The 18,153-nt window shown below is 55.6% G+C and carries 20 protein-coding genes and 3 pseudogenes; 14 read left to right on the forward strand and 9 right to left on the reverse strand.

Annotated elements, in window-relative coordinates; translation table 11 throughout:
* The first annotated feature begins 536 nt into the window (after window positions 1-536).
* Window positions 537-818: a hypothetical protein gene (locus D5125_09645; GenBank protein ID QFY89731.1), complete on the forward strand. Its 282-nt coding sequence runs from the start codon at window positions 537-539 to the stop codon at window positions 816-818.
* A gap of 213 nt (window positions 819-1,031) precedes the next feature.
* On the opposite strand, the gene D5125_09650 is transcribed toward D5125_09645, so the two are convergent.
* From D5125_09650 to D5125_09675, 6 genes and pseudogenes are all read right to left on the reverse strand, one after another.
* Window positions 1,032-2,216: an IS4 family transposase gene (locus D5125_09650; GenBank protein QFY89732.1), complete on the reverse strand. Its 1,185-nt coding sequence runs from the start codon at window positions 2,214-2,216 to the stop codon at window positions 1,032-1,034.
* A 178-nt stretch (window positions 2,217-2,394) separates the two neighbouring features.
* A complete protein-coding gene (locus tag D5125_09655; protein QFY89733.1) occupies window positions 2,395-2,697 on the reverse strand; it encodes a type II toxin-antitoxin system RelE/ParE family toxin in 303 nt (100 codons plus the stop codon).
* Complete coding sequence (locus tag D5125_09660) at window positions 2,697-2,936, reverse strand: type II toxin-antitoxin system ParD family antitoxin (GenBank protein QFY89734.1); 240 nt, start codon at window positions 2,934-2,936, stop codon at window positions 2,697-2,699. Before D5125_09660 ends, D5125_09655 begins: the two co-directional genes overlap by 1 nt.
* Window positions 2,937-3,162: 226 nt before the next feature.
* A pseudogene (locus D5125_09665) lies at window positions 3,163-3,351 on the reverse strand (antitoxin).
* Between the two features lie 532 nt (window positions 3,352-3,883).
* Window positions 3,884-4,171 (reverse strand): HigA family addiction module antidote protein, encoded by a 288-nt coding sequence (locus D5125_09670; protein ID QFY89735.1) that lies wholly within the window; start codon window positions 4,169-4,171, stop codon window positions 3,884-3,886.
* A 180-nt stretch (window positions 4,172-4,351) separates the two neighbouring features.
* Window positions 4,352-4,681 (reverse strand): annotated as a pseudogene (locus D5125_09675) (transposase).
* A 337-nt stretch (window positions 4,682-5,018) separates the two neighbouring features.
* Between D5125_09675 and D5125_09680 the strand changes: the two are divergent.
* From D5125_09680 to D5125_09720, 9 genes and pseudogenes are all read left to right on the forward strand, one after another.
* Window positions 5,019-5,438 carry a pilin gene (locus tag D5125_09680; protein QFY89736.1) on the forward strand — a complete coding sequence of 140 codons (420 nt, stop codon included), beginning with the start codon at window positions 5,019-5,021 and terminating at the stop codon, window positions 5,436-5,438.
* Window positions 5,439-5,556: 118 nt separating this feature from the next.
* Window positions 5,557-6,237 carry a hypothetical protein gene (locus D5125_09685; protein QFY89737.1) on the forward strand — a complete coding sequence of 227 codons (681 nt, stop codon included), beginning with the start codon at window positions 5,557-5,559 and terminating at the stop codon, window positions 6,235-6,237.
* Window positions 6,234-7,967: a tetratricopeptide repeat protein gene (locus D5125_09690; GenBank protein QFY89738.1), complete on the forward strand. Its 1,734-nt coding sequence runs from the start codon at window positions 6,234-6,236 to the stop codon at window positions 7,965-7,967. Before D5125_09685 ends, D5125_09690 begins: the two co-directional genes overlap by 4 nt.
* Before the next feature lie 106 nt (window positions 7,968-8,073).
* Window positions 8,074-8,766 (forward strand): class I SAM-dependent methyltransferase, encoded by a 693-nt coding sequence (locus tag D5125_09695; protein ID QFY89739.2) that lies wholly within the window; start codon window positions 8,074-8,076, stop codon window positions 8,764-8,766.
* Between the two features lie 177 nt (window positions 8,767-8,943).
* Window positions 8,944-9,220 (forward strand): annotated as a pseudogene (locus D5125_09700) (BrnT family toxin).
* Window positions 9,204-9,497 carry a BrnA antitoxin family protein gene (locus tag D5125_09705; protein ID QFY89740.1) on the forward strand — a complete coding sequence of 98 codons (294 nt, stop codon included), beginning with the start codon at window positions 9,204-9,206 and terminating at the stop codon, window positions 9,495-9,497. The pseudogene D5125_09700 and the gene D5125_09705 overlap by 17 nt, the downstream one beginning before the upstream one ends.
* A 143-nt stretch (window positions 9,498-9,640) precedes the next feature.
* Complete coding sequence (locus tag D5125_09710; GenBank protein QFY89741.1) at window positions 9,641-9,919, forward strand: type II toxin-antitoxin system RelE/ParE family toxin; 279 nt, start codon at window positions 9,641-9,643, stop codon at window positions 9,917-9,919.
* A gap of 12 nt (window positions 9,920-9,931) precedes the next feature.
* Window positions 9,932-10,228 carry a HigA family addiction module antidote protein gene (locus tag D5125_09715; GenBank protein QFY89742.1) on the forward strand — a complete coding sequence of 99 codons (297 nt, stop codon included), beginning with the start codon at window positions 9,932-9,934 and terminating at the stop codon, window positions 10,226-10,228.
* A 48-nt stretch (window positions 10,229-10,276) separates the two neighbouring features.
* Complete coding sequence (locus D5125_09720; GenBank protein ID QFY89743.1) at window positions 10,277-10,546, forward strand: DUF2191 domain-containing protein; 270 nt, start codon at window positions 10,277-10,279, stop codon at window positions 10,544-10,546.
* A 239-nt stretch (window positions 10,547-10,785) separates the two neighbouring features.
* Here the strand turns inward: D5125_09720 and D5125_09725 are convergent, their stop codons facing one another.
* Window positions 10,786-10,911: a BrnT family toxin gene (locus D5125_09725; protein QFY89744.1), complete on the reverse strand. Its 126-nt coding sequence runs from the start codon at window positions 10,909-10,911 to the stop codon at window positions 10,786-10,788.
* A gap of 254 nt (window positions 10,912-11,165) precedes the next feature.
* Here D5125_09725 and D5125_09730 point away from each other — a divergent pair, with 254 nt between their 5' ends.
* Both D5125_09730 and D5125_09735 read left to right on the forward strand, forming a co-directional pair.
* The gene (locus tag D5125_09730) at window positions 11,166-11,765 is read left to right on the forward strand and encodes a hypothetical protein (GenBank protein ID QFY89745.1); all 600 of its coding nucleotides are present in this window, start codon (window positions 11,166-11,168) and stop codon (window positions 11,763-11,765) included.
* 120 nt (window positions 11,766-11,885) lie between these two features.
* Entirely contained in the window at window positions 11,886-12,548 is a 663-nt protein-coding gene (locus D5125_09735) for a hypothetical protein (GenBank protein QFY89746.2), read from the forward strand.
* A gap of 8 nt (window positions 12,549-12,556) precedes the next feature.
* On the opposite strand, the gene D5125_09740 is transcribed toward D5125_09735, so the two are convergent.
* Window positions 12,557-13,024: a CreA family protein gene (locus tag D5125_09740; GenBank protein ID QFY89747.1), complete on the reverse strand. Its 468-nt coding sequence runs from the start codon at window positions 13,022-13,024 to the stop codon at window positions 12,557-12,559.
* Between the two features lie 113 nt (window positions 13,025-13,137).
* Window positions 13,138-14,469, reverse strand: coding sequence for an exodeoxyribonuclease VII large subunit (locus D5125_09745; GenBank protein ID QFY89748.1), 1,332 nt, complete (start codon window positions 14,467-14,469; stop codon window positions 13,138-13,140).
* Window positions 14,470-14,631: 162 nt separating this feature from the next.
* Here D5125_09745 and guaB point away from each other — a divergent pair, with 162 nt between their 5' ends.
* Together guaB and guaA are read left to right on the forward strand one after the other, a co-directional pair.
* Window positions 14,632-16,098, forward strand: coding sequence for an IMP dehydrogenase (guaB, locus tag D5125_09750; GenBank protein QFY89749.1), 1,467 nt, complete (start codon window positions 14,632-14,634; stop codon window positions 16,096-16,098).
* 143 nt (window positions 16,099-16,241) lie between these two features.
* Window positions 16,242-17,846, forward strand: a complete 1,605-nt coding sequence (gene guaA, locus D5125_09755) for a glutamine-hydrolyzing GMP synthase (protein QFY89750.1) — start codon at window positions 16,242-16,244, stop codon at window positions 17,844-17,846.
* Window positions 17,847-18,153: the final 307 nt, after the last annotated feature.

Raw genomic sequence — 18,153 nt, forward strand, 5'->3', positions numbered from 1 at the left:
ATTTAAAGCCCCCGGACCGACGGCCCAACGAGTCTTGGCATCATGCCTGTGCTGCTTCTACCTGCAGATACGCAGTGGAAAGCCGTATAGCCTGAGGCAAAAAAGCCCAAGGCATACAGAGACACCTTGGGCGTGAGCTATGAATTACTGTGAAACAGCATTACCGCCGTCTCTCAACCTGGGAGCTCCGAGCGCTGGCTCGGAGGTGCAAGTCCGAGCCAGTTGTAGCCCGGATGAAGCATAGCGGAATCCGGTGAGGTCACGCCCGGCGGCACTCCCTGCCGAGTCCCGAAGCGCTCGTTTGCTCCCCCTCCCCCCCGGGAGGCGACTGCATGGCCACCGATGATCCCGTCATCGGTTTGGCATGACCTACCTCCCTGTAGGCCCGATGCAGGAGGTAGAACAGCGTCTGGAACAGCTGTCGAGGGCTGGGGGGAGGGAAGTGCATAATTGGGGTCTGTCCCCTAATTTGCAGTGCCTTGAATTGGTGCTGCACGAAACTATACTATTAACAAAGCACTTCAAGGAGCCTAAACATGGCCATTTCAGCGCACCCTTCAACCGTTAAAGTGGTTGGCACCAACGGTCAAATCTCGCTGGGCAAGCAATACGCTGGCCGCCATGTGCTGGTGGAAGAATGCGAGCCTGGCGTCTGGGTCGTGCGCACCGCAACCATCATCCCCGACAACGAGCGCTGGTTGCACAAACCCAAGGCGGCTGCGGACCTGGAAACAGCAATGAACTGGTCCATCGATCATATCGCCAGCGATGACGACATCGAAAGCTCGCTCAAGCGTCTTGACCATGGCGAGCAATGAAGCCAAGGTCAGGCTCGACCTAAACAACCCCATGCATAATTGGGGTCTGTCCCCTAATTTCCAGAGGTGTAGGAGCGGCCTTGGCCGCGAAGGGCGCAGAAATCGCGGGCAAGCCTGCTCCTATTGGGCCTACCCCATTGATGCGGTAAAAATCACCGGTATAGGCTGGAACAAAGGGGTAATGCTCCCACCGGAACTGTTTAATAAAAGTCACTAGTGTCCCGTTAAATTATCGAATAAATCCAATTGCTTAGGGTTACCATGGTCTTCCTGCGCGCGATCTCTTAAATTAAGTACTTGTTCTATAGATGTTTTCTCAAACAGGGTTAGGCTCAGAACCTGTAGGATTGTGTAGAGATCGGCCTTGATGTCGTGGCGCTTTTTGATGATGGCCACGAGCACATAGACTGAGATGGCAATCCAGATTTGGCTTTTTACCGCATTCTCTGTGGTGCCGAAAAACGACTTGATGCGTAGATGCTGCTTGATCCATTTGAAGAACAACTCCACTTGCCAGCGATAGCGGTATAGGTCGGCCACCGTCTGTGCCTTGACGCTGAAATTGTTGGTCAGAAAATCGAATGTCTTGCCGGTCTGGGTATCGTGATACTTGATCCGGCGTAACGGCTGCGGGTAATCGACGGCTGAGCGCACACCCGTGAGTACGATGGTCTGATCGCAGCGCACCCCGCCGGCGGTGTCGACGGGATGGGAATAGCGGCGCCGATACTTGGTATTGGATTTGGCGCGGATGACAAAGAATGCGCCTGCGGCGTTCAAGGTGAATAAGCGTCGGAAGTCCACATAGCCACGGTCCATGATGTAGAAAGCGCCCGGTTCCGGCAGCAACATATCGAGGGCGTTGACGTCGTGTACCTTGCCGTCCGTGATATGGATAAACGTGGGGATGTTGCCACGCAGGTCCAGCAGGGTATGAAGCTTGACGGCAGACTTGGTGGTACGAAACAGCGCCCAAGGGAATATCGATAGACACAGGTCGATGGTGGAGGCATCCAGCGCATAGACCGTATTGTCCAGTTCCAGCCCTAGGTCTTCGTCGGCATAGAGAGGGCGGGCGACACGAATCAGGGCTTGTGCGAAGTCGGCGTAGATACGCCAGTCCCGACGTTCGTTGGCTTTTGCCAGGGTATTGCGTGCGACGGAGGGTGCACGAAGCCCCATGTGATAGAGCTTGCTCTGATGGGCACGAAGGCAAACCTCGATGTCGCGCAAGCTCTCCCGATAAGTGAGCTGGGCAAAGGCCATGACATAGTATTGGTCGAGACAGCGGAAATGCTTGACGTAGTGCTCGCCTCGATAGCGAGCGACACAACGCCGAAAAGTGTGCAGTGGCAAGTGCGCCATGACTTGCGAGAAAATCAGCCTGCCGGTGTACATGATCTATCCTCGTTGGAGTCCAGCAGGAATGATCAATGGGCATCGGATCGATTTTCAAGTTGCTAACACCACGAAAATTGGAAATTACCGAATAGAAACATTATCTTGCAGGTATCTGTGACTTTTTTAACGGGACACTAGTGAATAAAAGTATTGATGATCAGACGGGACTCGACAGCTAGGCGAAGAAAATAGCCTGATGAACATCCCTATTTTTATGCAGAACGCGAATTACCTGGATTTCTTCGTCAGAGAGGCATTCGTAAAAAACCACATGGCTCTGGAAAGGGTATTTGCGTAGATCCGACTCGATGTAATCACAGGCATTCCCAAGTCTTGGCGAATCGGCCAGCATGTTGAATGTTGCATCCAAGCCTTTCAGGTAATGCAAGCGTTGGGTCCTCCCCCAGCGCTCTTCTGTGAATCGAGCAATTCCACGCAAATCAGCTTTTGCCGCACGGGTAAGTGAAAATGCGCCCATTAGCTCAATTCGTTATCAAGCTCAGCCATAAAAGTTTCATAACGGTATTCAGCCCTGCCACTGGCACGGCCTTCTGCGATCAATTGGCGCAGTGTTTCCAGTTTCTGTTCTTCATTCTCAAGCAGACGCAAACCAGCTCGCACCACCTCTGTAGTAGAGCTATAGCGTCCCTTCGCAAGTTGAGCCGCAATAAACTGGTCAAAATGGTCTCCCAGGCTCACACTGGTGTTTTTCGCCATTGGGGCAATCTCCAAGAAATACCAATAGTTGGTAAATAAAGCCGAAGACGACTAACAAATCAATCCGACCGAGCCACTTTACCTCCTACGGGCAGATCCTGGTGCTGGCCATCTTCATGGGCGGCATGGCCAAACAAAGTGATTGTCTCATTTCTCGTTCCCACGCGCTGCGTGGGAACGAGAAAAGAGCTTCTCGCTCCGGTTGTTGCTGGGACGCTCGTTCGGGTAGGAAATCATCACTCACACCCGGACCGCCCAAAAAGAAGCTGTTCCAGGATTGACCGAGGGGTGCGATGATGCGTTCTTGACCTTTGACGCGAATTTCCACCTTGTGGACACCCTCAGGCAAGCGGACGTCCAACGGAAGCCGGACGGCTTGGGTGCGGTTGTTGACGAAAACGGTACCAATAGACATGCTCGACTCCCCGCATAAAACTATACCTGATTACCCACAAACCTCAGCCTATCGAATAGGTCGGTCTTTACCTGGACCTGGCAGTACATAGGGCGGCCCGTGGCCGCCGTGCCCTCGCAAGGTGCAACCACATTGCAAGCGACTTGGCGGCGGGCGAGGCCCGCCCTATGCCTCGCGGCAAGCCGACGCCAGACAATGGCTGAGATATAGGGGTAATCAGGAAACTATATGTCGAGTGTATATAGCGCCATCAAGGCAGTCAAATCTACAGTCGCGAAAGACCGCTGATCCGTGGCCAATCCGTTCCCACCTTGCAGGCATCGATGGGTGTTTTTCATCTTTATCAATGGGACGCAGAGGACGCAAAGAAGCGCAAAGGACGCAGAGAAGAATGAGGAAGAAGTGGCCCGGATGGAGTGCGGAGTATCCGGGGTTCTTTTCGTTCCCACGCGGCGCGTGGGAACGAGAAAATTGTCTCCACATTGTTTGCCACAGTGGGAGCGGGCTTGCCCGCGATTCCAGACGCTCCCGATCAGCTTGCTTGCTTGAATCGCTCGATAGGCGGGCGATTCTTATTGCGTTCGGCCTGGCTCAGATCGTAGGCGGCTTGCATGCGCAGCCACATTTGCGCGCTGATGCCCAGCCAGTCCTGCAAGCGCAAAGCCATGTCGGCACTGATGGCGGCATGGCCATTGAGGATGCGCGACAAGGCCGCCCGCGTCACGCCAAGCTGCCGTGCCGCTGCCGTGATAGTCACCTCATCCGGCCAGCCATCCTTCAGAACTTCGCCGGGGTGGGCTGGATGGTATATGCCATTCATCGTCACTCTCTCTAGTGGTAATCCAGATAATCGACTAACTGTCGAGTCCCGGTGGTTCGCTACACCCGCAGAGGGCTGGCACATTCAAACGCAGCCAGCTTGTCCCCGACATAAAGTGACTGTCCCCTTGTTAACTCCTACCCGCAACAGGCTGGCCTCGTCCAGATCATCGCCTTTCCCGGCCAGAACCTGCCGCACCAGCAGGGGGCCTTCAAACAACTGCGTCCAGCGGTTGAGTACCTCGTCCTGGCTCCAGGCCTGCGCCCGCTCGGCATCCACTCGCACCACCAGGTGGTAGTGGTTGCTCATCACCGCATAAGCGGCGACATCCACGGCAAAGACGGCGGAAAGCTGCTTGATGCGCTCAACGATCCAGCCCCGGCGGTGCTCGTAGCTGATGCCGGTGAGTGCATCCTCACCACAGAGAAAGGCGCGGCGAACGCAACGGTTGACCAGATGATACCAGGGGGTATCGCTGAGGGAGACCAGGGTTGAGCGGGGGCGTGTCATGGGGGAAGTATTGCGCGGAATGGGTTTTATGTCAAGAAAGTGGGTGTCCTTTACTGGGTTAGTATGGATTCCACAATAAGTGGGTGTCCTTTAGTTGTTAGTTTGTTGCGCGAGGGGTGACGCAAATGGTCACCCTGACACCGCTGAGAGGCAGTTACCGGGCAAAATGTGAACCGACTCACGTTTTTCAGCAGGCAGCGTGAGGATGCCAAGTGGTTGATAATTCGTGCGGTTGAACGCGGATGCGGCAGGCTTGCCAATTTGGCATAGGGCTTGCTTGGTCAGGGTAGCTCGAAACTGATCGAGCGGTTTTCGAAAACTTCTTAGGAGAATGTAAATGAAAAAGCAAATGTCAGGCTTCACCCTCATCGAATTGATGATCGTGGTGGCTATTATCGGTATTTTGGCGGCTATTGCATTGCCGGCGTATCAGGATTACACCATTCGCGCCAAGGTCAGTGAGTGCGCCATGGTTGCTGCCTCATGTAAAACCGCAGTTTCTGAGACCTTTGCCTCTAACGGCAGCTTGCCAACTAATGAAACAGTTGCTGGTTGTGCAACTACAAGCACTCAATATTGTGCAGCACCCACAGTTGCTGCCGGTGCGGTCACTGTAGCCGTGAGTGGTCACGGGGGAACTCCTGATCCCTGCAACCTTGTCTTGACTCCACAGTTAGACGCTGGTGGTAATGCAATAACCCAATGGAATGGCAGCACCACTTGCGACGGCAAGCATGTACCAGCTAACTTCCGTTAAGTAGAATTATAGCAGTCGTGGAGAAAACGAACCAAGGAGAGAATATTTTTTGACTGCCTGAATTTTAAACCCGCACCCTAAATTGGTGCGGGTTTTTTTACTAATAAGAAACCCGGGTATGCAAAAAATCCTTTTACACACTGGCATCACATTTGCCTTTATCCTCTGTCTACTAATTGCCGTTTTCTTTTTCTGGTATCCAGCGCCCTTGCTGTCGATGCAGGCTGGATGGCCAACCTTCATCATAGCACTAGCCACCACGCTGATCCTAGGCCCATTGATGACCGCATGGCTATGTCGACCAGGTAAAAAAAACAAGAACTGCGCCCTTGATGTTTCAATCATCGTCCTCCTACAGGCCATTGCGCTTGCCTACGGCGCCTATATTCTGTATCAGCAAAAACCCAAACTGCTGGTACTGGTTCTGGACCAATTTTACATTGTCACAGAAAAGGATCTAACCAAGCCATTGTCTCCGAGCATCGCCAGTAATTTGCCGAGGTACAAAAATGGCCCCTACATCGCCCAGGTACCCATAAAATTCAAGGGCAAAAAAGCCAATGCACTCAGCCCATTGACGTCTGATCTATCCCATCTTGCGTTTGTTCCAGATCCTTTTCAGAGAATTAGCAAAGCGTTCCTGCCCACCTACCTTATCCCTGATAAGACAACGCATCCGGACCAGGCCAACGCTGTGACAGATATTCGCCTGCCAATAACAGGCCGTAACGTGAGAGGCACTGTCACGCTCGATGGTGAGACACTGGAAATCACCACTATCGCCTTGGATGACTTTTGAACACCAATAATCAGACAACATCCACGGACATGGGCATTATTAGTCAAAAAAGCCTGTTTGCCTATATGCTGGCAATCAGCCTGATTGTCTTGGCCAGCTACTGGGGCGCCATCCCAAATGGATTCCACTTTGACGATTACCCCAATTTTGTCGATGTTCAGGATATGCACTTATCAAGTCTCGACTGGGATCAGTTCAAGATGGGCCTTGAAGCAGCCAGAATTCCCGAAAGAGTTTTGCCAAATGCAACCTTCATCATTGACTGGTGGCGCGGTGGTGGCAACTCAAAAGCCTTTCAGCAAACAAACATACTCATACACATACTAAACAGCATTCTCCTTTTTCTTTTTATCATCAAGATACTTACATTAAAACAGCAGCCCGGCTCGTCAACGGAAAAGCAAGCCCTGGCCTATCTGGCCTTTGCATTTTCATTGCTCTGGGCTCTCCACCCAATACAATTACAAGGCGTCACCTACGTTGTCCAAAGGATGGCCTCCATGGTCAGCCTGTTTATGTTGCTTTCCACCCTGAGCTATGTTTATGCGCGCACAACTACAGCGTGGCATAACAGGTTCATCTGGCTTGTCACCTCTCTTTTTTTTGGCTTCCTTGCTTTTCATACAAAAGAGAATTCATGGATTCTTCCTTTGTTGTTATTGGCAGCCGAATACGGAGTCGTAAGACATAGCAAGCAGCTTTTTCGTTGGTGGTTTGACCGATATATCTGGTTATTCTCAGGGCTAACCTTTTTATATATTATTCTTGACATCTTTATCATCAATGGACCACTCTCCGTGCGGTTTGGCAGTAGTGGTTACATAAATCGTGACTTTAATATGAATGAACGCTTGTTGACCCAGGCCAGGGTCATCTGGTTTCATCTCTCACAACTGGCATTTCCCCTGCCCAGTAGGTTCTCGCTTGAGCATAACTTTCCCGTATCCAGCAATCTGACAACTCCACTCACTACACTACCCGCTGTTTTGGGGATTGCGGCATGGAGTCTAGCTGGGTTTACATTGCTTTTGCGCAAACAACTCAGGCTTTATGGCTTTCTGTTGCTCGCCCCATTGATTCTATTGATACCTGAAAGCACCGTAGTTGCGTTGGAAATTATTTTCGAGCATCGCTTCTACCTCCCTAGCATGATCATCTTCACGCTTTGCGCGGTTATCGCCTGGCAACTTGTATTACAGCATAACCTACGCATACTGTTGTTAGTTATCCTCAGCCTGCCAGTTGGGGCTGTCTTGGCCTATGCAACAATTCAGCGAATCCCGGATTGGCGAACCCCCATCTCACTTGGCCAGGCAAATGTAAAGGCCGCCTCAGACTCAGCACGAGCCTGGTTCAACCTTGGCCATGCCTACCGTGAGGCAGGTATTAGAGAATCAGCATTGGAGAATTACGCCACCGCCTATAAGCTCGCCACAAATGACCGTGAAGTTCTGGAAAGACTTGCTCAGGAATATGCCAATTATTCGTACTATGGAAACGCGCTTAAAATCGTAGTGCGGATTAATCAAATTAATGTTAGGGCACCATTACCACGACACCTGATTTGGCAAAAAGAATGGGCAGATTCCTGTGACAATCATTTGTTGGCTGCACAAGCCACTGAAGCACTTAAAAACAAGTATCCGTGGATCAATACTGACCAAATTACACTCACCACCCCACCCAAGGACACTGCTTTAGTTTGCGAAACAACCCTACTTGATAAGTAGGAGTTCCTCGATGTCAAACATATAAAACACCCTTGTGATTTTCTAAGCCGGCCTATTTGTGACTTCTGTTTCACCCTACAAATCGCTCAAGAAGCGTCTGCACGGCTTGCGCAAGACCCCCGTTCATCCGCAATGGCTGGTGTTTCTGCAAGGACACAGGGCAGCAGCGCATGCACTACAGCAATTTAGTGGCACGGTCCTCGATATCGGCTGCGGCAACCGCTGGGTAGAAAGCGAACTGAACCAACATTGCCGCTACTTGGGGCTTGACTATCCCGACACCGTTGCCATGGGCTATCAAGGCAAACCGCATCTGTTCGGGGATGGCCAGAACCTGCCCCTGCAAGATGCATCCATAGATGCCATCCTCATGCTCGATGTCCTCGAACACATGCCCAAACCCGCCCAAGCAGTCGCAGAAGCCACACGAGTACTCAAGCCCGGCGGTGTCCTTCTCATTCAGGTGCCCTTCCTCTATCCACTGCATGACGAACCCTATGATTTTCAGCGCTGGACAGAACATGGGCTGACCGTACTCATGCAAACCCAAGGATTGGAATGCAAGCGAATCGTGAGCCATGGCGCACCAATCGAAACGTCCGCCGCATTGGGTGCCATCGCCTTGGCCAAGGCCGTGCTGGATGCTGTGACCAATAAGCGCCCCAGTCTGTTGCTTGCCCCCTTGCTCATCAGCGCCATCCCGATACTCAACATCAGTGGCTGGCTTCTGGCCAAACTCATGCCCAGTAGCAATTTCATGCCCCTCAGTTACCTCATCCTGGCGAAAAAGCCACAATGAGTAATTATGAATTAAATGACAGCCAGTTTTCCGCCAACACGAGGTTGCCAGCAAACCTCGCTGCGTAGCCCCGTCGCCACAGGCCACTACAATGGTTGTAAAAGGACACCCACTTAGTTGACATAAAACCCATCTATAGAAATTGACTGGACTGACAAATGTACATACAATTACGAAATGGAAATTGAATTCGATCCCGAAAAGGCCAGGGCGAACCCCATCAACCATGAAGGAGTAACCATTGAGGAGGCGAGGCTGGTTCTGCTTGATCCCTATGCGCTGACGCGGGAAGACAGGGACACCAAGGGGGAGATCCGGTTCGTTTCTCTCGGGATGGGCGGCAAGGGACCGGATTCTGGTGGCGGTGTGGACGCTGAGGGATGACCGTATTCGAATCATTTCTGCTTGGAAGGCCAATCAATCACAACGGAGATGCTATGAGCAACAATTCTGACCCACTGTTTGATCGTTATGCCAACATGGATTTTAGCGATGCCAAGCCCGTATCTGCCGTGCCAGCACTTGCAAAATTACAAGCTGAGCATGGTGGCAAGTCACGCGTAACGATACGATTGGATAATGACATACTGGCCGTTTTCAAGGCGCGAGCAGAAATCAGCGGCAGCAACTATCAAACGCTGATCAACCAGGCTTTGCGAGATGCCGCACAGGGCGTGACGCTGGCCGAAGTGGTAAGGCAGACTATTCGGCAGGAATTGCACCAGGGCTGACCTGGGAATAATAGGGGGCGTACCACGATTAACCGATATTCAGCAGCTCAAAGCCATCGCCGCGGGCGGCTTTCTTGTCAAACGTTTAGTTTCTGCCTTCTGTGCGTGGTTGCCATGTGTAGCGTCTGCCACTACAATCGGACATGATCAAGCGTTTTAAGCATAAGGGTCTGCAGTCGTTCTTCGAGACAGGAAGCCGGTCGGGCATTCGTCCAGATCACGCACCCCGCCTAGCACGGCAACTGCGGCAGTTGAACGATGCTTCAAGCCCGCAGGAGATGAATATGCCGGGATGGCGGCTGCATCCGCTTGCGGGTGATCTGGCTGGGCATTGGTCGGTAACGGTCAACGGCAACTGGCGGATGACTTTTGTGTTTGAGGGTGAAGATGCGGTCCTTGTTGATTACCGGGATTACCACTAAGCAGGAGACCCTATGGCCAGAATGCATAATCCGCCGTATCCCGGCGAAACCCTGCGTGAAGATGTGCTGCCGGCGCTGGGATTAACCGTAACCCAGGCGGCAAAGGAACTCGGTATCAACCGGGTAACGCTCTCTAGGGTGTTGAATGGTAAAGCCGGTATCAGTGTCGATCTGGCCTTGCGCTTGGAGGCGTGGCTTGACGGCCCGAGCGCAGAAAGTTGGCTGAAGGGCCAGCTTGCCTATGATCTTTGGCAAGCGGAGCAGCGCGGTCAGACGAAGGTGGCTGTTCGTCACGCGGTAATGGCTTGACCGACGGTAACGACCGTGCATCATGACGTATAAAGAAGGAGCATCAAGATGCGTACCATGCTTACCCTGGATGACCAGATCGCGAAGAGTTTGCAAGAACGGGCGCATCAGACCCACCAATCCTTCAAGGATGTGGTCAATCAGGCACTCAGCCTGGGCCTCGGCGTGATGGAGCAGCCGAGCCAAGCTCGCCCTTATCAATTGTCTGCTGTCTCAATGGGCAAACCCTGCGCCGGTATTAACCTGGATAAGGTGCTAGATTTGGCGGAAGAACTGGAAGATGAGGCCATCGTGCACAAGCTGGAAGCACGCAAGTGATTGTGGTGGATGCCAACTTATTGCTGTATGCCGTCAATCGCGACCTGCCGCAACATGACGTAGCGCGGGCCTGGTGGGAGAGCCTGTTATCCCGAAACACTTCGATTGGCCTGGCGTGGGTGGTGATACTTGCCTTTTTACGCATCAGCACTCACCCGCGAATAATAGGGGCCGTACCACGATTAATCGTCTAACTGTCACGTCCCGATAGGTACATAGCAGGCCAGCCGCTGTTCACCCTAGGCAGCAGGGGCATCTTCCCGGCACAGCATCAACTCCCACTCCAATTCCTTGGCCAAAACCAAGGAGACGCCATGCTTGGCAATGTTTTTGGCGTCCTTAGCAGGATCGAAGCTGATCTTCATGGCTTCACCCTAGGTCTGTAATCAATTATTGTCAATACGGAACCAGTTGAAGGGCTTAGCTCAGCCAGCGCTGCGCGACTTTCACAGTAAGCTTTGCTTGACTATGCCTGGAGATTTGCGCAGATTTATCCTTAGGGATCCGATAGACAGCCTGTGTAACTGCTCAGTCCATTTAGCCCTCGCCCCGTGAAGGAAGGGGCTAAGTCATTAGCCTGTTTTAATTGATTTTTACTAAAAATAAGGGAGATTCTCTCATGGCATCGGTTACTTATGATGAGATTTGGGAGTTGTTTCGCGAAGTCGCTCGGCGCTTTGAGGAAACCGACCGCAAGTTTCAGGATACGGACCGTAAGTTTCAGGATACGGATCGTAAATTCCAGGAAACAGACCGGCAATTCAAGCTGTCTGATCGCAAGTTACAAAAATTGGAGGACTTGTTTACCAGCCAGTGGGGCCGCTTGATGGAGTCCTTGGTGGAGGGTGATCTGGTCTCGATCCTGAATCAACGGGGTATTTCCATCAGTGATACCACCACGCGCCTGAAGGGGCGCCGGGCCGATGGCGGTAATTTCGAATTCGATATTCTGGCCCACAATGGCCATGAGGTGGTGGTCATTGAGGTCAAGACCACCTTGCGCCCGGATGATGTGAAGACATTCATCCATAAGCTGGATCAGATAAAACAGTGGCTGCCACGCTATGCCAATAATACTATCTACGGCGGCATGGCCTGGCTTACTGCCGTGGCGGGGGCGGAAGCAATGGTGCAGAGCCGGGGTTTATTCAGTATTCGCGCCACGGGTGATTCGGCTGCCCTTGTGAATCCCGCTGATTTTCACCCCAAGGCGTGGTGAACCTGTCGCGGCGTGCCCAGTGCGTCTGCTCAGTCCATTTAGCCCTCGCCCCGTGAAGGAAGGGGCTAAGTCATTAGCCTGTTTTAATTGATTTTTACTAAAAATAAGGGAGATTCTCTCATGGCATCGGTTACTTATGATGAGGTTTGGGAGTTGTTTCGCGAAGTCGCTCGGCGCTTTGAGGAAACCGACCGCAAGTTTCAGGATACGGACCGTCAGTTCAAGGAAACTGATCGCAAGTTCCAGGAAACGGACCGTAAGTTTCAGGATACGGATCGTCAGTTCAAGGAAACTGATCGTAAATTCCAGGAAACAGACCGGCAATTCAAGCTGTCTGATCGCAAGTTACAAAAATTGGAGGACTTGTTTACCAGTCAGTGGGGCCGCTTGATGGAGTCCTTGGTGGAGGGTGATCTGGTCTCGATCCTGAATCAACGGGGCATTTCCATCAGTGATACCACCACGCGCCTGAAGGGGCACCGGGCCGATGGCGGTAATTTCGAATTCGATATTCTGGCCCACAATGGCCATGAGGTGGTGGTCATTGAGGTCAAGACCACCTTGCGCCCGGATGATGTGAAGACATTCATCCATAAGCTGGATCAGATAAAACAGTGGCTGCCACGCTATGCCAATAATACTATCTATGGCGGCATGGCCTGGCTTACTGCCGTGGCGGGGGCGGAAGCAATGGTGCAGAGCCGGGGTTTATTCAGTATTCGCGCCACGGGTGATTCGGCTGCCCTTGTGAATCCCGCTGATTTTCACCCCAAGGCGTGGTGATACGCCCCTTAGTCCTTTGGCTGGGTTTCGGCCTTGTTGGTACCCCAGGGCATCAGGGGTACGCTGGAGATGGCGTTTTTCGGCGAGCCATCCACCAGTTTGTCGGAGTAGGCCAGGTAGATCAGGGTGTTGTTGGGCTTATCGTAGAAACGCACCACTTGAAGCTTCTTGAACAGCAGGGAGCGGCTCTCCTCGAATACCTCCTCGCCATCTTCCAGTTCCTCCTTGAAGCGGATCGGGCCGACCTGACGGCAGGCGATGGAGGCGTCCGAGGTATCCTCCGCCAGGCCGACCATGCCCTTCATGCCACCGGTTCTGGCGCGGCTGACGTGACAGACCACGCCCTCGACCTTGGGGTCATTGAAGGAGTCGATGCAGACCTTGTCGTTGGCCCCGAGCATCTTGAAGCGGGTGGAGACGCAGCCCACCTGCTCGGCTTGCACGGGCAGAATGGCCAGAGTGCCAAGCAGCAGCATAAATAGAGAACGGAGCCTGGCAGGCAGGCGGGTTTTGGGTGCGGGCATGGGGCATCTCCAGGTAAAGGGTGTCAAAGGCCGAGGGGCAAGCGGTTCAGGGGGTTGGTGACTACTCAAGGTTTGATCAGCTCCACCTCGCCCTGGGCCAGACGCACGCTGAGGCGGTCGCCGCTGCGGATCTGCTCGCTGCGGCGCACTATGCTGCGCTCGGGTAGTTTGTGGACTATGGCGTAGCCGCGCTCCAGGGTGGCCAGGGGGCTGACGGCTTGCAGTTGCCGGGCCAGCGCCCGCAGCAGTTGCTGTCTGTCCGCCAGCAGGCGCTGGCTGGCGCGCAGCAGGCGTGGCGAGAGGGGCTGCAGGCGGGCGCGCAGGCGCTGTAGCTGCTGGCTGGGGTGGCGCGCCTGCAGGCGGGCCTGGAGCTGGTCCAGGCGTTCCCTGGCACGCTGTAACCGCTGGCGCTGGCTGCGCTGTAGGCGCAGGCCGAGTTCGTCCAGGCGCTGCTCTTGCTGTTGCAGCCGTCGTGCCGGGTGGATGTGCCTCAGCCGCTGGTCGGCCCGTTCCAGCCGTTGCCCCTGGCGCTGCAGCTGTTGCCCGATCAACAGGCCCAGACGCCGCTGGGTCTGAGCCAGCTGCATCAGCAGTTGCTCGCCGCTGGGGCTGGCCAGCTCGGCGGCGGCGGAGGGGGTGGGGGCGCGCTGGTCGGCGGCCAGGTCGGCCAGGCTGGTGTCGATCTCATGGCCGATGGCGGCGATCAGCGGGGTGCGCAGCTGGCTTAGGCAGTGCGCCAGTTGTTCGTCGTTGAAGGCCATCAGGTCCTCCAGGGAACCGCCACCTCGGGTGAGGATGAACAGGTCGCACTCGCCCCTGGCATCCGCCCGGCGCAGCATCTGTACGATCTGCTCGGGGGCCTCCTCGCCCTGTACCGGGATCGGATAGATGATTACCTCAACGGCCGGATAGCGGCGCTTGAGCACGCTGAGCACATCATGCACGGCGGCCCCGCTGGGGGAGCTGAGTACGCCAATGCGGCGGGGATAGGCCGGCAGGGGCCTTTTCCGGGCGGGGTCGAACAGACCTTCACTGGCCAGGCGGTGCTTGAGCGCCTCCAGGGCCTGGCGCAGGGCACCCTCGCCGGCCGGTTCCAGGGATTCGGCAATCAGCTGGAAGTCGCCCCGGGCCTCATACAGGCTGAGGCGGCCGCGCAGCAGGACCTGATCGCCCTCCTTGGGGCGAAAGCGCAGCAGCTGTGCCTTGTGGCGGAACAGGGCGCAGCGGACCTGGGCCTGGGCGTCCTTGAGGGTGAAATAGAGGTGGCCGGAGCGGGGGGCGGCCAGGTTGCCGATCTCGCCCTGCACCCAGAGCAGGGGAAAGCCCTGCTCCAGGGCCAGGCGCACCTCGTTGGTGAGGCGGGAGACGCTGTAGATATCACGCGTGTTTGGGTTCATGGAGGGCCAGATCGCCGGGCGGGGGGGGTGGGTCCACGCTAGCAAAGCCGGTGGCCGACTGCAAGGTCGTGGTGGCGGGGGTGATCTGCAACCTCGGTTCGTTCGAACTGTCTCGGACTGCTATAATGCGCAGCCCCTCCACCCTCAATCTGGACCCTTGCCATGCGTGTTGCAGAAGAAGCCCTGACCTTTGACGATGTCCTCTTGTTGCCCGGTTACTCCAATGTCCTGCCCAAGGATGTGGACCTGAGTACCCGGCTTACCCGCCAGATCGACCTGAATATCCCCCTGATCTCGGCGGCCATGGATACGGTCACCGAGTCACGCCTGGCCATCGCCATGGCGCTGGAGGGTGGCATAGGCATCATCCATAAGAACATGAACGCCGAGCAGCAGGCCTACGAGGTGCTGCGGGTGAAGAGATACGAGGCCGGGGTGATCCAGGACCCGCTGACGGTGCGCCCCGATGCCAGCATCGGCGAGGTGGTGGATCTGACCCAGCGGGAGAAGATCTCCGGTCTGCCGGTGGTGGACGGGGCCGAGCTGGTGGGCATAGTCACCCACCGCGACCTGCGTTTTGAGACGCGCATGGGCGAGCCGGTATCGGCCATCATGACGCCAAAGGAGAAGCTGGTGACGGTGAAGGAGGGGGCGAGCAAGGACGAGGTGCTGCGCCTGCTGCATCAGCACCGCATCGAGAAGGTGCTGGTGGTGAATGACAACTTCGAGCTGCGCGGCATGATCACGGTGAAGGACATACAGAAGGCCAAGGACTATCCCCAGGCCTGCCGCGATGAGCAGGAGCGCCTGCGCTGTGGTGCCGCCGTTGGCGTGGGCGAGGGTACCGAGGAACGGGTCGAGGCCCTGGTCAGGGCCGGGGTGGATGTGATCGTGGTGGATACCGCCCACGGCCATTCCCAGGGGGTGCTCGACCGCGTTGCCTGGGTGAAGAAGCACTTTCCCGAGGTACAGGTGATCGGCGGCAACATCGCCACCGGCGAGGCCGCCCTGGCTCTGGCCAAGGCCGGAGCCGATGCGGTCAAGGTGGGTATTGGCCCCGGCTCCATCTGCACCACGCGCATCGTGGCCGGCGTCGGCGTGCCTCAGGTGACCGCCGTGGCCAATGTGGCCAAGGCCCTGGAGCGCAGCGGTCTGCCGCTGATCGCCGATGGTGGCCTGCGCTATTCCGGCGATGTCTCCAAGGTGCTGGTGGCCGGGGCCCATTCGGTGATGATCGGCGGCCTGTTCGCCGGTACCGATGAGTCCCCCGGCGAGGTGGAGATCTACCAGGGCCGTTCCTACAAGTCCTACCGCGGCATGGGTTCACTCAGTGCCATGCAGGCACGCCACGGCTCCAGCGACCGTTATTTCCAGGAAGACACCAAGGAGGCCGACAAGCTGGTGCCCGAGGGCATCGAGGGGCGGGTGCCCTACAAGGGGCCGCTGGTGAACGTGATCACCCAGCTCACCGGCGGCGTGCGTTCCAGCATGGGCTACACCGGCTGTGCCAGCATTCAGGAAATGCGCACCCGGCCGCAATTCGTCCGCGTCACCGGCGCGGGGATGCGCGAATCCCATGTCCACGACGTGCAAATCACCAAGGAAGCGCCCAACTACCGCCGGGATTAAGTTTGAATCTTGCCACAGAGGCACAGAGATCACAGAGAAGACGACGGCCTGAGTAGTCATTAAGGGGGCACGGGGCTGGCCTGCAATCTCCATCGCTCTGTGGGCTCTGTGTCTCTGTGGCTAAAACCCTTCGAGAGAACACCATGACTGCCCAGAACATCCATGCCGACCGCATCCTGATCCTCGATTTCGGCTCCCAATACAGCCAGCTCATTGCCCGCCGCGTGCGTGAGGCCGGGGTCTATTCCGAGCTGCACCCCTGGGACATGACGGCCGAGGCCATCCAGGCCTTCGCCCCCAGGGGCATCATCCTCTCCGGCGGGCCCGAGTCGGTGCATGGAGACGAGCCCCCCCGCGCCGCCGACATGGTGTTTCAACTTGGCGTGCCGGTGCTTGGCATCTGCTACGGCATGCAGACCCTGGCGGCCCAGCTGGGTGGCGAGGTGGAGCCCTCCAGTCACAAGGAATACGGCTACGCCCAGGTGCGCGCCCGCGGCCACTCTGCCTTGCTAAAAGACATCGAAGATCACACCAACGACCAGGGTTGGGGCCTGCTGGATGTGTGGATGAGCCACGGCGACCGGGTCAAGGCCCTGCCGCCGGGCTTTGCCGCCATCTGCGAGACCGACAACGCCCCCCTGGCCGGCATGGCGGATGAAACTCGCCACTTCTATGGCCTGCAATTCCACCCCGAGGTCACCCATACCAAGCAAGGCAAGCGTATCCTGGAACGCTTTGTCCACGGCATTTGTGGCTGCGGCAATCTGTGGACGGCGGATAACATCATCGACGACATGATCCATCGGGTACGTGCCCAGGTGGGCAGGGATCGCGTCCTGCTCGGCCTGTCCGGCGGGGTCGATTCTTCCGTGGTGGCGGCCTTGTTGCACAAGGCCATCGGTGATCAGCTGGTCTGCGTGTTTGTGGATAACGGCCTGCTGCGCCTCAACGAGGGCGATCAGGTGATGACCACCTTCGCCCGTCACATGGGAGTCAAGGTAGTGCGGGTGGATGCCGAGCGCCGCTTTCTCGACCGCCTCAAGGGCGTGGCGGACCCGGAGCAAAAGCGCAAGATCATCGGCAACACCTTCATCGACGTATTCGAGGAAGAGGCCGACAAGCTCAGCGAGGTCAAATGGCTGGCCCAGGGCACCATCTACCCAGACGTGATCGAATCCGCCGGTACCCACAAGGGATCGGGTTCGGGATCAGCCTCGGGCAAGGCCAAGGTGATCAAATCCCACCACAATGTCGGCGGCCTGCCGGACTACATGAGGATGGGGCTGGTGGAACCCCTGCGCGAGCTGTTCAAGGACGAGGTGCGGCGCATCGGCGTGGAGTTGGGCCTGCCCTCAGAGATGGTCTATCGCCACCCCTTTCCCGGTCCGGGTCTTGGGGTGCGTATCCTCGGCGAAATCCACAAGGACTTTGCCGATACCCTGCGTCTGGCGGATCACATCTTCATCGAAGAGCTGGTCCGGCACGATCTCTACGACAAGGTCAGCCAGGCCTTCAGCGTCTTCCTGCCGGTGAAATCCGTCGGCGTGGTGGGCGACAACCGCCAATACGCCCATGTCGTCGCCCTGCGCGCGGTGGAAACCATAGACTTCATGACCGCCCGCTGGGCGCATCTGCCCTACGATTTCCTCGATCATGTCTGCCGCCGCATCGTCAACGAAGTGCCCGATGTCTCCCGCGTGGTCTATGACATCACCGGCAAACCGCCGGGGACCATTGAGTGGGAGTGACTGGAATTTATAACACATTGATTAATAAGAATAATTACTCATCTATTGATAATATAATTTGCATCATCAATGGTATTTTTCATGGTATTTCTTGCGGGTGGCAAGGCAGAATACATCGATGCCATGAGATAAAAATTGAGCTTGGCATGGTATTGGGGGAGCTTGATTTATAGGTGCTCTGCATCAATCCGAAACCGGCAATTCCAACAAAGTGTTTCAGAAAAACAGTACTGTTTTTCTGAAATTACTGACAGAGTGGTGACTCCATAACTTACTGAAACTGCAATTATTTTCGTAGTTCTTTTCG

Origin of the sequence: gamma proteobacterium SS-5 (genome assembly GCA_009497875.2) — a bacterium.
Lineage (GTDB): Bacteria > Pseudomonadota > Gammaproteobacteria > Chromatiales > Chromatiaceae > Magnetovirga > Magnetovirga frankeli.